At 36.4% G+C, this 15,115-nt stretch carries 13 protein-coding genes; 6 read left to right on the forward strand and 7 right to left on the reverse strand.

Annotated elements, in window-relative coordinates; genetic code table 11:
* The first annotated feature begins 824 nt into the window (after positions 1–824).
* Both ltrA and AAGD84_RS06270 read left to right on the forward strand, forming a co-directional pair.
* Positions 825–2,300: a group II intron reverse transcriptase/maturase gene (gene ltrA, locus AAGD84_RS06265; RefSeq protein WP_264707109.1), complete on the forward strand. Its 1,476-nt coding sequence runs from the start codon at positions 825–827 to the stop codon at positions 2,298–2,300.
* Between the two features lie 145 nt (positions 2,301–2,445).
* Positions 2,446–3,291, forward strand: a complete 846-nt coding sequence (locus AAGD84_RS06270; RefSeq protein ID WP_341818174.1) for an Rpn family recombination-promoting nuclease/putative transposase — start codon at positions 2,446–2,448, stop codon at positions 3,289–3,291.
* 106 nt (positions 3,292–3,397) lie between these two features.
* On the opposite strand, the gene AAGD84_RS06275 is transcribed toward AAGD84_RS06270, so the two are convergent.
* Entirely contained in the window at positions 3,398–4,753 is a 1,356-nt protein-coding gene (locus AAGD84_RS06275; RefSeq protein WP_264339459.1) for a phosphomannomutase/phosphoglucomutase, read from the reverse strand.
* Positions 4,754–4,880: 127 nt separating this feature from the next.
* On the opposite strand from AAGD84_RS06275, the gene AAGD84_RS06280 reads away from it, so the two are divergent.
* The 3 genes from AAGD84_RS06280 to AAGD84_RS06290 all read left to right on the forward strand — a co-directional run bounded on the left by AAGD84_RS06280 (position 4,881) and on the right by AAGD84_RS06290 (position 8,243).
* Positions 4,881–6,965 carry a hypothetical protein gene (locus tag AAGD84_RS06280; protein ID WP_341817962.1) on the forward strand — a complete coding sequence of 695 codons (2,085 nt, stop codon included), beginning with the start codon at positions 4,881–4,883 and terminating at the stop codon, positions 6,963–6,965.
* A 509-nt stretch (positions 6,966–7,474) separates the two neighbouring features.
* A complete protein-coding gene (locus AAGD84_RS06285; protein ID WP_007552904.1) occupies positions 7,475–7,738 on the forward strand; it encodes a hypothetical protein in 264 nt (87 codons plus the stop codon).
* On the forward strand, positions 7,728–8,243 hold the full coding sequence (locus AAGD84_RS06290) for an IS110 family transposase (protein WP_065095460.1): 516 nt from the start codon (positions 7,728–7,730) through the stop codon (positions 8,241–8,243). The genes AAGD84_RS06285 and AAGD84_RS06290 overlap by 11 nt, the downstream gene beginning before the upstream one ends.
* Before the next feature lie 352 nt (positions 8,244–8,595).
* Here AAGD84_RS06290 and tsaD read toward each other — a convergent pair whose 3' ends face one another.
* The 4 genes from tsaD to AAGD84_RS06310 all read right to left on the reverse strand — a co-directional run bounded on the left by tsaD (position 8,596) and on the right by AAGD84_RS06310 (position 12,822).
* Positions 8,596–9,603 (reverse strand): tRNA (adenosine(37)-N6)-threonylcarbamoyltransferase complex transferase subunit TsaD, encoded by a 1,008-nt coding sequence (gene tsaD, locus AAGD84_RS06295; protein WP_006280520.1) that lies wholly within the window; start codon positions 9,601–9,603, stop codon positions 8,596–8,598.
* Positions 9,604–9,743: 140 nt separating this feature from the next.
* Positions 9,744–9,875, reverse strand: a complete 132-nt coding sequence (locus tag AAGD84_RS06300; protein ID WP_255407355.1) for a hypothetical protein — start codon at positions 9,873–9,875, stop codon at positions 9,744–9,746.
* A 203-nt stretch (positions 9,876–10,078) separates the two neighbouring features.
* Positions 10,079–10,534 carry a hypothetical protein gene (locus AAGD84_RS06305; protein WP_264722837.1) on the reverse strand — a complete coding sequence of 152 codons (456 nt, stop codon included), beginning with the start codon at positions 10,532–10,534 and terminating at the stop codon, positions 10,079–10,081.
* 1,151 nt (positions 10,535–11,685) lie between these two features.
* Entirely contained in the window at positions 11,686–12,822 is a 1,137-nt protein-coding gene (locus AAGD84_RS06310; protein ID WP_264722838.1) for a cysteine desulfurase family protein, read from the reverse strand.
* A 155-nt stretch (positions 12,823–12,977) separates the two neighbouring features.
* Here AAGD84_RS06310 and AAGD84_RS06315 point away from each other — a divergent pair, with 155 nt between their 5' ends.
* On the forward strand, positions 12,978–13,676 hold the full coding sequence (locus tag AAGD84_RS06315; protein WP_182319401.1) for an alpha/beta hydrolase: 699 nt from the start codon (positions 12,978–12,980) through the stop codon (positions 13,674–13,676).
* A gap of 238 nt (positions 13,677–13,914) precedes the next feature.
* On the opposite strand, the gene AAGD84_RS06325 is transcribed toward AAGD84_RS06315, so the two are convergent.
* Both AAGD84_RS06325 and AAGD84_RS06330 read right to left on the reverse strand, forming a co-directional pair.
* Positions 13,915–14,589 carry an ABC transporter ATP-binding protein gene (locus AAGD84_RS06325; protein WP_065106727.1) on the reverse strand — a complete coding sequence of 225 codons (675 nt, stop codon included), beginning with the start codon at positions 14,587–14,589 and terminating at the stop codon, positions 13,915–13,917.
* Positions 14,590–14,628: 39 nt separating this feature from the next.
* Positions 14,629–15,096 carry a HesB/IscA family protein gene (locus tag AAGD84_RS06330; protein ID WP_012673221.1) on the reverse strand — a complete coding sequence of 156 codons (468 nt, stop codon included), beginning with the start codon at positions 15,094–15,096 and terminating at the stop codon, positions 14,629–14,631.
* Positions 15,097–15,115 lie beyond the last annotated feature (19 nt).

Genomic DNA, 15,115 nt, shown 5'->3' on the forward strand with positions numbered 1-15,115 from the left:
AATAAACCTGTGAGGACTTGAAACCTTAGGATAATAAATTTTACAAAATTTTGCAACAACGTTCCCTCTAGCAACATCAGTAAAGTTAACAAAAAAGATGACAAATTATTGAATTATTATCAATAAGAATATATAATATAAAGATACATTTAAAAATTTTTTTATGGCTCTTTCTAAGTTTCTCGACCCCAAGAATGATGTTGCGTTTGTGCGACGTGAAAAGTCGCTTATTAAATTGTTTAGCAGGTCACCCTGACTAAACCGAGTGTTTTGCCGCTCGTACCCTACTAGACTGTACAAAAGCAGTAATGCTTTGTGCAAAGCGTTTAGGACAATGAACCCGCCTGAAAAGGAGAAGTTCGGTCTGCGAAGAAAGAACAATGCTATAAGTGTCGAGTTGGCACGGGGGCTAGGGTTAATGGTATGGATAGCGCAAGCAAATGATCCTAAGCATCGTTACGTCGAACAAGCCAAAGACACTGATAGGCTTGAACCAAAAGGTAAGTAGACTGGTTATCAAACTGAACGCATTTGATACGCAAACATCAAGGTCACCGGTGTAGAGATCAATCCTAACCCGTTGTTGTTTAATAGGTGGAACACGGAAACCCCATATATCTCTGGGTACCAATATTGGATATTCAGTAAGGTCGATCGTGAGAAAGGCTTATGGGTATGTGGGATTGGGAGTGTGGAAAAAGTGAACGCTCATCTGTAATGGATGTGATACAGGTTTAACGTTACCTGGCTCGAAAGAGAACTGACGTCCACAATGGTCATCTTGGATAAGATTGTTTGTAAAACTTTTAAAGAGAGGAAAGTAGATGGTTACAGGTAAAATTGTAAGTGCACCTTTCGGTACTGCCGAGCACTGGAACCAAATTAATTGGTCTCAATGTAAGAAAAAAACCAGGAAGCTACAAGCTCGTATTGTTCAGGCAACAAAAGATGGGAGATGGAATAAAGTGAAAACTTTACAACATCTTCTCACACGTAGTTTTAGTGCTAAAGCATTAGCAGTGAAACGCGTAACTTCGAACAAAGGAAAATACACGGCTGGTGTTGATAATCAGTTGTGGCAAAGTCCTTCAGCTAAATCTCAAGGAATTGCTAGCCTAAAGCGACGTGGATATCGCTCTCAACCTATGAGACGCATTTATCTAATCAAGCCTGAGGGCGGCAAGCGGCCGATTAGTATTCCAACTATAAAAGATCGTGCGATACAAGCCTTATACCTTATGGGCTTGGACCCTGTTGCAGAAACAATAGGAGACACTCACTCATATGGATTCAGGGTGCATCGTTCAGCAGCAGATGCGGTAAGTCAAATTTTCATAACATTGGCAAGACGTGATGCTCCGCAATGGATTTTAGAGGGGGATATTAAGAAGTGTTTCGATGAAATAGACCACCACTGGTTGAAAAACTCAATTCCAATGGAAAAGAGTATCCTAAATAAATGGTTAAGGTCTGGATTCGTAGAAAGACGAATGCTACATCCCACAATAGCAGGAACTCCACAAGGTGGAATTATATCTCCTGTACTTGCTAATTTAACTCTCGACGGTCTTGATGATGTTTTCAATAAACATTTCGGAAAAAAGGGAACCAAAAAACGCAAGAAATATGGTGTACACATGATCCGCTATGCGGATGATTTTATAGTAACTGGAAAATCGAAAGAAATTCTAGAGACTAAAGTCAAACGGCTTGTAGAGGATTTCCTGAGCCAAAGAGGGCTATCTTTATCGGCAGGAAAGACAAAGATCACACACATAGAACAGGGATTCGATTTTCTCGGTCAGACAGTACGCAAGTACAAAACAAAACTAATCATCAAACCTTCAGAAAAAAGTGTAAACAGACTTCTGAAGCGCATCCGGTACCTAATTCGCAAGAAGAACGCAGAAACCCAAGAAAAAGTAATTGATATGCTTACACCTCAAATTCGAGGATGGGCCAATTACCATCGAGGAATATGTGCGAGAAAAGCTTACGAAAAAGTGGACCATGAGATCTTCAAAGCCTTATGGCACTGGTCAAAACGCAGACATCCTAATAAAGGATTACGTTGGATTAAAGGTAAATACTTTAAAGTCAAGGAGTCTCGAAAATGGTGTTTTGCAGTACTGGCTAAGAATAAAAACATAATTGAATGGAAAGAACTCTTCCAAGCGACAAGTGTACCAATTCGCCGCCATAAGAAAATTAGAGCAGTAGCTAACCCCTATGATAAAGAGTGGTATGCTTACTTTAAAGAACGTCAATCAAAAAAACTCTTCTCTTTGCAAAAATGGTAAGGTATGATTAATGTTAGTTCTAAGAAGGAATTTGATATGTCCAAATATTCGATAAAAACTGTTGCCGGTTCTAAAGAAAAGGACTTAAGGTGGCTCGAGCCGTATGAAGGGAAACTTTCACGTACGGTTCCTAGAGGAGGGTTCGATGGGTAAATATCTTAGTCCATTGAACTCTTACTCTTTCCGGCGTATTTTTGGTACTGAAAAAAATAAAGACATCCTCATTCACTTTCTCAATGATATTTTGGGGTTCACTGGCAAAGATGAAATAAAAGAAATAGAATTCCTCAGCACTATTCAAGATGCTGAAATTGCCTCTAAAAAACAAAGTATCGTTGATGTTCTTTGCAGGGATGAAAATGGGGTGCAAGTAATAGTCGAAATGCAAGTTGCCAAAACTAAAGGCTTTGAAAAACGCGCTCAATATTACGCTGCTAAAGCTTATTCAAGGCAAGCTGATAAAGGTGATCAATATCAGGATCTTAAAGAAATCATTTTTATAGCTATTGCTGATTGTATTCTCTTTCCTAATAAATCTGAGTATAAGTCAGATCATGTAATGTTAGACAAAGATAGCTATGAACATGATTTAAAAGATTTTTATTTTACATTTATTGAGTTACCAAAATTTCCTAAAACTAAAGAAGACCAATTGGAGAGTATAGTTGAAAAATGGATCTATTATTTTAAATATGCAGATGAAACTAGCGAAGAAGAATTGGAAAAGATAATAGGTAGTGATGTAATAATTAAAAAGGCATATGAAGAACTAAATAGATTCAACTGGTCAGAGAAAGAATTTATTGCCTACGAACAGGAAATAAAACGTATTCGTGATGAACGGGCTGTTCTTGAACAAAAACTTGATGATGCTAAAAAGGAAGGAAAAGTTGAAGTTGCAAAAACAATGCTAGCTAATAATGTTGATGTCACCACTATTGTTAAGTTTACTGGCCTCTCCATGAGTGAGATCAAAGAATTGCAGAATTAAGTTGACCCGCAAACGGTTACACGAAATAATGCTGCAGCCTGACCAGATGATAAGTACATTTAGCCTATTTATCTTTATACTTTCATGCCAATTTTATAAATCAAATTTATTTCTGTGAGTAGCTACAATTTAAAGACCTTGCTTCATCAATGTAATGGAACAAAACCTTTTTAGTAAGTTCAAAACCTTCTAAAGTCTCTCCTTCGCATCTTGCTGTAATGCAGTTTTGCGTATTTGATACCCTAAGAAGCCACCAACCTTTATTATCGGTTACCTTAACACCATCAAGATCTGAAAATACAATATTTTGCTTCTCCAGTGTTTTCTTTATTGATTCAATTATTTGAAATTTTTTCTCATCTTTCACTACAATCTTTACTTCATGAGTGATATATAACTTCGGTAAATCCTCAATTACCTGAGATAGGCTTTGGTTTTTCTTAAGCAAAATGTCAACTGCTTTAACAGCAGAATATAGCCCATCATCAAAACCTAGCTCAGAAAAGAAGAAGTGCCCGCTTAATTCACCAGCAAACTTTGCCTCTTCCTCTACCATCTTCTTCTTAACTAGTGAATGTCCAGTAGCGCAGGTAATAACTTGCCCTCCTAACTTACTAACAAAATCATGCACTTTCATACTCATTTTTACGTTAGCAATAACTTTGCTTTCTGGATATTCCTCCAACACTTCACGTGCAAAAATTATAAATAAATGGTCATTGGAAACAACGTTGCCTTTATTATCAATTAAGCGCACCCTATCGCTATCGCCATCTAGCGCAATGCCAAGATCACATTCACATTCCTTCACAATGTCAATTAATTGAGCGAGGTTCTTTTCCTCTATGGGATCTGGATCATGCAGTGGAAATGCCCCATCTATAGAGTTATTGGTTACGATATGCGTATGACCAGGCAAGATCTTTTCAATATACCTTATAATTCCACTTGCTGGACTATTTCCACAATCCCAGGCTATTTTTAATTTCTGTGTAGTATTATTCTTCACTGCACTTTTCAATATGCTAATGTACTCACTATATATATTTATGTTAATTAAGCTTCCAATTCTTGTGCTGTTTTTAATTGGACTGCTTATAATTTCCTTCATTTCTTGATCTGAGAAGACTTTTTTATTACTAAAAAATTTAAAGCCATTATATTCGCTGGGGTTATGAGAGGCAGTTATTATGATACCAAGATCCGCCTGTGTGATTTGTGTTGCAGCGTAAAGCATAGGTGAAGAGCATAGTCCAACGCGTATAACATTTGCACCGGATAAAGTTAAGCCCCTAATTAATTCTCTTTCTATACCTGGTGAATCTATTCTGCTGTCGTAGCCGACACAAACACTAACTACGGTTTGGCCAAACTTTCTACCTATCTCGTACCCATCATTAATCTGCAAGTCTTTGCCTATTATACCTCTAATATCGTATTTTCTTATAATGGTATTGTCCATACTGTACTTCTTGAAGTGACTACTATATAACATTTTGGCCAAATGCTCAAGTTTATTTATCCAACAATTAGTTGACTTTTTAAAGAAATCTGTTAATATTATAGTATATTTTTTAAAATGTAAAATTATGCCACAGGAAAACGAAAATGTATTTATAGCTGAAAGTCAAAGTTTAGATGTAGATGAACAGAAGAAAAAGGATATTTTAGATGTGATTGAATCTTGTAGCAGCTTTCAAGAGACTATAAAACAATTGGAGGAAAAAAATTTAATCTGGTATTTTATTGGCCCTTTACGCAAAGATGAGAACATTACAGGACAGATAAATTTAAAGTGGGAAAAGGAGTTCCAAAAATTTGAGCAATCAATAAATAAAACACATAGAGAATTTGAAGCATCTTTACCAAATCAAAATTTCTTAGCGTATTCAACAAAAGATGATGACTTCAAAATTAGATTTGAAAATGAAGAAAAACCAATAGAAATTAGCAATATTTTAAGAGCTAGCAGTGAAGGTAAGGTTTATAACATATCTTTAGGGAAAGATAGTCAAATAACTGCAACCAAAAAAGGCAGCGAAAGGCACTATGATTTTACTGGTTCAAGCTCATGTGAAATGACCATTAATTGGCAGGCTAAGGATTCTGAAGGTAACAGCATAGACTGTAGCATGACCGTAAAATTGGATTCTGGTGGTATACAGAGTGTTATTGGTGAGCCAAAATTCGGAGGAATAACGAGTTCAGAAGAAGTATTAAAGTTAGTTGGACAAAATAAAGAAGTTTTTATCAACGGAAAAACTCTGTATCAAGCTTTTACTGGCATATCCAAGAGTGTAGACGATCAGCAAGTACCAGCAGAGGAAATATTTACAAAAGATCTACATATATCACCACAGTCACCTACACCAAGCAGCAGTGGGTATTCCTCTCCTAGCACACCTTCTTCACGTAGAAGTTCTATATCCACCAGCAGTGAATTTAGTGATGAAGATGAAATATTTGAGGATGATATGTCTGGTGATGAAGAAGAGTATGAGCAAGAAGGATTAAAAGATGAAGTTGAGGAATTAGAGGAAGAAAAAGAAACATTTGCTAAATATTTTGCAGTGCAGGCAAAGCAGCTTGAGGATCTAAGATTAGAACGTGACTCCTTGAGAGATAAAGTCAATGAACAACAGCGAGCGATATTTGAAAGAGGTCAAAGAATAAAGGAACAAGAGGAAGAACTACAGGATAAAAATGATGTAATAAAGAACTTAAATGATCAGTTGAAAGATAAGGAAGGTGAAACAAATGAGGCAAATAAAGAATTACAGAGAAAATTGAAGCAAAGTGAAGCTAATTTAACTGTACTAAAGGAAAAGAATGCAAATTTGGAGAATGACCTGAAGAAAATAGTGGAAGGTTTAAACGATGATCATAAAAAGCAGTTGGCAGAACAGTTAATGGAAACAAAAAAGGAAAACAATACATTGGCTGAAACGGCGAACCAATTGTCTAAAGAATTAAATGAATTACAGAGAGAAAAGGAAGACTTAGAGAGGAAAATTCGACAACTTGAACCTGGAAGATCACTTGCAGATGAGCTAAGCGAAGAAAATACGAAGGGGGAAATAGAAAAGCTTCAACGTCAGCTTAAGGAAAAGGAAGATATGTTACAAGAAGAGTTGAAATCTGCCAAAGAGAGTCTAGAGCAACTGCAGAACATATTACAGCAGGAAAAAGGTCTGGCAGCTACATCAACTCAAACTGAAGTTGAATATGAAAGTAGAGGAACAAGCATGCAGCAGCAAGACCAAGGTATACAAGCTGTAAACAACAACTCAAGCAGAACAGCTAGTGGGTTAAGACAAGAAAACAAAAAATTGACTAGAGACAAACTAACTATATCTGAACAATTAAAACAAAAAATAAGAGAGATTGACGAGTTAAAGAAAAATTTAAAGCAATTACAAGAAGAAAATAAACAACTCAAACAAGAAGTTACTAAAAATGCAGGAGTTGATGCATCATCTTCAACAGGTCAAAAAGAAGCTAAAGAAGCAGAAGTTATACCGCAAAACATTATGGATTGGCCTGTTCCAATTCCAGATGATAAACCGGAAGAGCAGAAAACTCCATTAGAGCCAATCAAGGTAAATACAGAATTATCAGATCCAAAATCAATCCCTGCTGAGGGTCCGGAAAAATCTCCTCCTCTTTCAAAATGATGAGTTTTGCTTCTATAGCTGACCCAAGCAACACGTCATCCCGCGATTTATTCGCGTTATCTCAGCCGCTAACACGTAGCGGGATACTTAACCGTCATACCGTGATTTATTCACAGTATCTCTTAGCCACTAACAAGCAGCGGGATGACAGCAATCCTACGTCATGCCGCCGCGGTACCTCTAGATCCCGCTAACTAGTAGCGGAATGACGAATTTTTGTTTTTCAAATTATAGCTAAACATACTGTAATTGCTATTGAATGATGGAGAGACATACTCCATTATTTTAGTACGAAGTAACAAATTCAATGAATTGGTTCTTCAAAAATAATTTAAACTTTTACAGTAGGTCATGAAATATTATAGCGATCTCATTAAAAGAAACTTTTATAAGTATCGTTGATGAGAAAGGAAAAGTTGTTAAGGAAGAAGTTGTTGCAAGCGAAAGTAAGGCAATAGCAGATTAGCCAAGGCAAAAAATACGAACCCATAGGAATAGAAAGTGGATAGTTGTCAATATCAATGTGCAAAGAGTTAAGGAGTTTTGGATTACCAGTAATTTGTGTAGATGCAAGGCATATGGCAGCAGCGTTGTCTGCAAGAATCAATAAGAATGATAAAAACGATGCGAGGGGTATAGCGCAGATGATGAGAAGTGTTAGTAAAATCAGTTGTCAAATTAAAATAGCGCTTGGAAGCAGAAGACAGCTAATGTGTAGCAAACAGCAGGTTATTGGAACAATAAGAGGGTTGTTGAAGATACATGGTCGATAAAGGATCAAAATTTGAAACTTTCGCTTTAAGAATACAAGAGGCAATAAATAATTTGGATGAAATCAGTAGGAGTTCAATTGAAGCGTTAGTTTGTAGTTTGGAAGCAATAGAAAAGTCATTAAGAAAGCTTGACAAAATGCTTTCAGAACAAGGTGAAAAAGACGATGATTGTAAATTGTTAACTACTGTTCCAGGAGTGGGGATTATAGTAGCAATGACGTATAAAGCTGCAATTGATAACCCACATAGGTTTGAGAAATCTGATACAGTTGGAGCATATATAGGGTTGACACCAAGGCAATATTCTTCTGGAGAAGTTGATCGGCATGGCAGCATATCAAAGATGGGACCAGCGGAATGTAGAAGTATGTTATATGAAGCTGCACAAACAATGCTTACAGTTACCAAGAGGACATTTAAATTAAAAAACTGGGGTTGCGAAGAAAAAAGGAATGAAAAAAGCAATTGTAGCAGTAGCAAGAAAATTAGCTGTAATTATGCATAGGATGTTGGTTGATAAAACAGAATTTTATTATCAATAAACATCAAAAGAGCATAGGACAATAATTTTATTGAAAATAAAGATAGCAATGCCGATGGAAGGGACAAGCAAGAACTTAGTTAGACTTCGTGGTAAATATGTTGCCGTCCACTTCCGCCTAACAAGTATAATGCGGCTTGACAAATTTATTGTCATCTCAGACCGCGGAGAGAACCATATGCTACTTTTAACTTATGTAAAATTACCAAGGATTATGGAGAAGATATGCTGTTTTGATTTGTGTGAAAATTATTGTTGACTTATGTGCAATTAGAGAACCTAAGTCACTTTAGCTATAATTCAGAATTGAGAGCTTTTAATAACTCTCTAACTCCCACTTAGGTCTTGGTGCAAAATTAAGTGGATCTATATAATTTTTCTGTAACCTTTCAATTCCTGTCCATCCAACCATAATTGCATTGTCTGTACATAGGTCGTTAGGGGGAAAAAATATGTTTAAGTTTATGTGTTGTTTTAATTTTTCTCTCAAGAAATTATTTGCTGCAACTCCGCCGGTAATCACAAAGTCATTGATTTTGATATTTAAAGATTCGGCCATAATAATCGCATTACTAACCCTGTCCAGCAGTATGTCACTAATACACTCTTGAAACGAAGCACATACATCACACACATCTTGCTCGCTCATTTTAAGTTCTTGCACTAAGTTTTTTACTGCTGTTTTAATTCCAGAAAACGAAAAGTTACATCCATAACGTTTTATCATTGCCCTTGGCAATTTAAATCTTGCACCATTGCCTTTTTTAGCTAACTTTTCAATTAATGGCCCTCCGGGATAGCTTAAACCCAGCATCTTAGCAACTTTATCAAATGCTTCTCCTAGTGAATCATCGAGCGTTTCTCCAAGTTTAATGTATTTACCTACATCCTGTGCAATTAAAAATTGACAGTGACCACCTGATATTAGTAGGACTAAAAATGGAAATTTTACCTCATGCAGTAACCTAATAACCAATGCATGCGCTTCTAAGTGATTCACTGCAATGAATGGTTTTTGTGCTACATGCGCAATTGCTTTAGCCATCATTGTACCAACTATTAATCCACCTATGAGTCCTGGTCCTGATGTTGCTGCAATTGCATTGAGGTCACAAAAGTTAAGGTTAGATTTTTCCACGGCGCTTTTTATTAGACCACTTAAATGCTCCATATGAGCACGTGAAGCTATTTCAGGGATCACCCCACCACGTTTTTTGTGTTCTGCTTGGGAGAGAATTTCGTGAGCAAGGACTTGCTTGTCACTATTTACAATCGCTACTGCAGTTTCGTCGCAGCTTGTTTCAACAGCTAAAATGGTTTTCATGTATATTCGAGCACTTTATTATCAAAACTATATCTTGAAACGCTGTAGAAGTTAACTGCAAAGTTAACTTCTACAGCTAAAAGATTTACCGACAACCGTCATCCCGCTACGTGTTAGCGGGATCTATACCGCGAATGAATCTACAATCGTATGAACATTGCGCTATTGAGATGGAGCACTTTCTTGTTATTCCAGGTCTCCTCTCTCGTCATCCCAGTGCCCTGACTACTTGGATCAAGAAAAAAGAATGGTGTCATGAAAGTAGCTGACACTGATTCCTTTATGATGGTGTCATCCCAGTGTCACGCACTGGGATGACAGGAAGAGGAGACTGAGATGACAAATGTGAGTGCTGATGTAACAAATGTAAATGCTCGAATGACATCAATAGTTATATACATTTTATCACTAAACTAGACGTTCGTACAGTCGTGGAATGAATCGCGGGATGACGTAGGAAAACCTGCACTATAAGCTAATCATCATCTCCAAATATAGAGCTAATTTTTTTGCCCCCAGGAGAAAATTTATTAGTCCAACTGCTTTGCACTTTGGTTACGTCTTTAGTGGCAGTTTTATTGCTGTATTCCTTGATTTCCTTATCTATTCTCTCCATCATTTGTGAATCAAGGTAGCTCTTTTTCCATTGGCCAGTAGCAAGGAACACTTTGTTTAAGTCTTGAGTGCGGATTAAGTATTCTTTATCTTTAGGGTAAACCTCCTGCGCCCAAGCAAACAGCTCAAAATAGCGTGCAAATAATTCAGATGCACGTGATTTTGCAGTTTGATAAGCCTGTATCTCCTTAAATATAACTTGGCCGATAATTTTCTGCACAAGAATATTTGCTTGCTTTAGGTTCTGCTCAATATCCTGGTAAACTTTATGGAGAAATTCCTGTTCCAAACTTAAGTTCAGTTCATTTTCAACCATGTGTGAAAGTTCATGCACTATAATGTATGGGTTTGACTTCCTCAGTACAATAACATATCTATTTACACTGGAAGACCTGATTGTCTTACACACTCCCTCTTCCATATCCACTAATCCCTCTTGGTATATTTCAAATGAGAGCCTGTTTTGCTTTATTAGTGATAAAGTGAGGTTTAATGTGTTTCTAAACTTCTCAAATTGATAGAGATATTCGACATACCGTATTGCATTTTCACTGCTTCCTACTTGAGTTGCTTGTTTTATTAAATTCCTGATTAGCATACCTTATTATTAAAGGAATTCTTTTTATACTCAAGAATTGATTGGCTACAAAGTGTTTTTAGGAAGCCTGATTGCATAGCTAAAGTAATTCATGTTTACTGATAACCGTCATACCGCGATTCATTCCATAGCTGTACGAACATTGTGATTTGAGAGCAATTTCCATAAGGGAGGATGTCATTCCAGTGCTTGGCACTGGAATCCAGCCTTTCCATAATCATCAAAATATTGTATTTTAACGTAAAACAGCTATTTTTATGCTCACCAACTTAATAAAATTCCTGGATCCAAGTAGTCAGGGCACTGGGATGACATTACAGGGGCACTGAAATGACACCATTTTCGGTCTCTTAAATTGCTTTAGCCATAAATATTTAAGAAATTTACTAAATAAAAAAAAGGCAAAAGAAGCCCCGTGGTGGTTGGCTATTTACTATGTACTAAAATATCGGCGTTTTTTTTATTCTAAAACGCTTGATTAAGAGCGATTTAGCTGCTTTTAACTTGCAACTAACCTACACCGCAAGTGTTTAAGAAATTTACTAAGCAGGAAAAAAGGCAAAGAAACCCCGTAGTAGCTAGCATTCAAATTCTCCCTTGTCAATTTGACGTTTTTTGCTGTCTTAAACGCTTTGTAAGCGCGTTTCGGCTTATATAGGTAAAAACCTAAAAATTTTTAAAGACATGCGATGCACGTAGTGCGAAAAATTAAACATGAGACGCCAAATACCCTAAGTTTTTTGTCATTAACCTGCACAGATTGCGAAGATAAATAAATAGCTTCACTGTTATGATAAGGGGGCTGGCGAAACTTGTAAAGGAATTTTTTACATCTAATTTATAGCTCCCTGCATGATATCACGTATTATCTATACCAAGGAGTTCTGCTTGTAGATATTATACCAACAATCCACTATTTTTTTTATGTCTTGTGGTTTAGTTTCTGGACCTATACTGATTCTAATTGAACACTCTGCTTGCTCTTTTGTTGCCCCCATTGCAAGCAAAACATGGGAAGGCTCAACTTTTCCAGAAGAACATGCGGAGCCATTACTAACTGCAATATGATTCAAGTCAAAATGCATAAGCTGCACATCACTCTTTACTCCTGGCATATAAATAAAACTTGTGTTTGGCAGCCTCTTAGAGTTTTTACCGAAGATTCTTATGTCACTGGCAAGATTTAATAATTCACACTCTAATTGATCACGTAGCTCCTTTACTTCATCCATTTTTGATAGAAGGTCTGGAATATTTTGCAGTGCAGCAGAAAGGCCTGCAATCGCAACAATATTTTCCGTACCACCACGAAATCCCTTCTCTTGTCCACCACCTATTATAATAGGTTCTATCGCAAGTTCTTTATTGAATATTAAAACTCCACTGCCTGCTACACCGCCAAATTTATGGGCGGATAAAGTGAGTAAATCCACTCCTAAATCTTCCATATTAACTTTAATTTTCCCAACACTTTGAGCAGTGTCAGTGTGGCAAATTGCTCCAAACTTGTGTACTATTTTAGCTATTTCCTCAATAGGTTGAATAACTCCGGTTTCGTTATTTGCCATCATAACTGAAACTATTGCTTTGTTTCCTTTAAGTTCGCTTAGAATTTTTTCTAGCTCTAAAAAGTCAACAATGCCCTCCTGATTAACAGGTATTATATATGGATTACATGCAGAATTAAGAATTGAAGGATGCTCTATAGCTGAAATTATATGCAGGTAGCCTGCTATTCCTCTCATAACAAGGTTATTCGCTTCAGTTGCACCAGACGTAAAAACTATTTCTTTATCACTTGAAACGCCAATAGCACCACGTACGTTATCTCTTGCATCCTGAAGAATCTTCCTCGCTTCTTGTCCTCTCTTATGTAGTGATGATGGATTGAGCGTTTGTTTTGACAAGACCTCAAATATACTTTTTTTTACATTTTCACTAATTGGAGCAGTTGCATTGTAATCAGCATATACGCAACCACTATTTTCTAAAGAGAATGGACTCATCTGTCACTTAAATAAGTTTACCATCAACTATAGCCATAACTATGTACGTTAGCTTTAACACGATAAAAAATTTATTGCAAAAACAGCGAAATTAATACATAATTAATAACTCACGTCATCAATACCTGTCAAGCGGGTTCTTATTAGGAGTTACCATGGTTGAAGTTTTTTTAAATAATGCAACAAGAAAGATAGAAGGTGAATACCACCAAAGCAAAGATGCCAACGCGCCGGTTGTGCTGGTTTTACATCATCATCCTCAATATGGTGGTAATATGGATAGTAAAATTGTACATAGTACATATACGTCTTTTATCGATAACAATTTTTCTGCATTGAAGATTAACTTTCGTGGTGTGGGAAAATCTACCGGAACTTTTGATAAGGGTATAGGAGAATTAACTGACGCTGCGGTAGCCATTGATTGGCTTCAGGAACATAATCCTAGCAATGTTCCAATTTGGATCGCTGGTTTTTCTTTTGGAGCATGGGTGGCTATGCAGCTAACAATGCGCCGCCCTGAGATAGTGGGTTTTATTGCTCTTTCTCTTCCGGTAACTAAGTACGATTTTTCTTTTCTTTCTCCCTGTCCAGTTTCTGGGCTTATAATACAAAGCAGTAATGATACAATCTCAGAAGAAAGCGATGTAACAGAATTAGCAAAAAGGTTGATAAATTCAGTAAGAAGTGATCACATGAAATACCATATAATAGATGATACTAATCACTTTCTAAAGGATAAAGAAGAGGAAGTGACTCAAATCGTGGACAATTATATAAAACTGCGCTTGAATAGTGCAACTATTTCTTCTCAAAAGGTCAAAAAAGAGGTAAGGGTAAAAGAATATGCCTAATCTTTACAAACAAGAGAAATGAGTGTAGTAATATAAATGAAAAGGTTTTGTTATGTTTAAAAAGCTATTATTTTTTGTTTTAGCTGTGTTTATGTTATCGGGGTGTTCCCTAAGTAAACAGCGTAAGTTAAAAAGTCCGTGTATAAAAAGCAATGAAAGCATTTCATGCGAGTTGTACTCTGTTAATGATCATTGGTTAGATAAGTATAAGGCATAGAAATTGTGCTATTTTTCCTATTCACAACTTCACTAATGATCGATCTCTCAATTGGAAAATGCAGTCTGCCTTTTCTGCAAGGAGATGATTGTGTGTTACTATAAGCATAGAGCTGTTATTTTCCTTTACGTATGAATGTAGCAGTAAAAACACGTTAAAAGAATTTGTTGGATCTAAGTTTCCTGTTGGCTCATCTGCAAGTAAAAGCTTTGGAGAATTTACAATGCTTCTTGCAATTGCAACTCTCTGCCTTTCCCCACCCGAAACTTCAGATACCATGCTACTTGCTTTGTTTTCCAGACCAAATTTTTCCAACATTGCTTGCGAATTTTTTTTTGCTTCAGCTTTGCTTTTTCCTGCAATGAGTTGAGGAAGCATAATATTTTCCAACACCGATAACTCTTGTAACAAATAGTGAAATTGATAAACAAAACTAAGAAAATTTCTTCTTACATGAGTTTTATGCTTATTACTGGCTTGTGTGCAATTTATTCCATCTATCGTAACTATACCTGAAGTTGGCTTATCCAATAAGCCTGCGATTTGCAATATAGTTGTTTTCCCTGCACCTGAATTGCCAATCAGCGCTACTACTTGCCCTCTTGTAACACTTAAGTTGATATCCTTTACAACAGCAGAATTGTCCTTGAAGCTTTTATCTACAGAAGTTAGTTCTAGTGCTACATTACCACCCATGTTTAAAAGATCCAGAAGGCATCTAAGTTTTAGTAATAATTAAACCGAAAAACTGTTACCACAACCACATTGAGACTTAGCAAAGGCATTCTTTATTTGAAAACCAGAACCACTGAGATCCTCAGTATAATCTATAACTGAGTTATTTAAAAATTTTGCTGAACAATTATCAACCATTAATACAGGGTTTCCATTTTCATCATTAATTACTATATCTTTACCTTTTTCGCTAAAACTGGAGTGGCTTCTATAGTCCTCACTTTCTTCATAGTCATAGTCATCATCTTCGTCTTCGTCATCAAACTCATCATCGTAATCATCGTCTTCATCATCCAAAGATAGATTTTTATTCATTTGATCCATAAGAAAATTGTATTTGAAGCCAGAACATCCACCACCTGAAACTGCAACCCGTAAAATGGAACTCTTATCCCCTTCCTGCTCTGCAAGAGAGTGGATTTTTTTTAGTGCATTATCAGTTAAGTTGATGTTGTAATTTGTTGACATAGTAACCACCGTTTATTAT

Source organism: Wolbachia endosymbiont (group A) of Andrena fulva, assembly GCF_964026815.1.
Taxonomy (GTDB): domain Bacteria; phylum Pseudomonadota; class Alphaproteobacteria; order Rickettsiales; family Anaplasmataceae; genus Wolbachia; species Wolbachia pipientis.

What these genes read in the sequence shown, in the direction of transcription:
- AAGD84_RS06290 (WP_065095460.1), top strand. Translation starts at nt 7,728, where the DNA reads ATGGTCGATAAAGGATCAAAATTTGAAACTTTCGCTTTAAGAATACAA.
- AAGD84_RS06330 (WP_012673221.1), bottom strand. Translation starts at nt 15,096, where the DNA reads ATGTCAACAAATTACAACATCAACTTAACTGATAATGCACTAAAAAAA.
- AAGD84_RS06280 (WP_341817962.1), top strand. Translation starts at nt 4,881, where the DNA reads ATGCCACAGGAAAACGAAAATGTATTTATAGCTGAAAGTCAAAGTTTA.
- AAGD84_RS06315 (WP_182319401.1), top strand. Translation starts at nt 12,978, where the DNA reads ATGGTTGAAGTTTTTTTAAATAATGCAACAAGAAAGATAGAAGGTGAA.
- AAGD84_RS06310 (WP_264722838.1), bottom strand. Translation starts at nt 12,822, where the DNA reads ATGAGTCCATTCTCTTTAGAAAATAGTGGTTGCGTATATGCTGATTAC.
- AAGD84_RS06275 (WP_264339459.1), bottom strand. Translation starts at nt 4,753, where the DNA reads ATGGACAATACCATTATAAGAAAATACGATATTAGAGGTATAATAGGC.
- ltrA (WP_264707109.1), top strand. Translation starts at nt 825, where the DNA reads ATGGTTACAGGTAAAATTGTAAGTGCACCTTTCGGTACTGCCGAGCAC.
- tsaD (WP_006280520.1), bottom strand. Translation starts at nt 9,603, where the DNA reads ATGAAAACCATTTTAGCTGTTGAAACAAGCTGCGACGAAACTGCAGTA.
- AAGD84_RS06325 (WP_065106727.1), bottom strand. Translation starts at nt 14,589, where the DNA reads ATGGGTGGTAATGTAGCACTAGAACTAACTTCTGTAGATAAAAGCTTC.
- AAGD84_RS06305 (WP_264722837.1), bottom strand. Translation starts at nt 10,534, where the DNA reads ATGGTTGAAAATGAACTGAACTTAAGTTTGGAACAGGAATTTCTCCAT.
- AAGD84_RS06270 (WP_341818174.1), top strand. Translation starts at nt 2,446, where the DNA reads ATGGGTAAATATCTTAGTCCATTGAACTCTTACTCTTTCCGGCGTATT.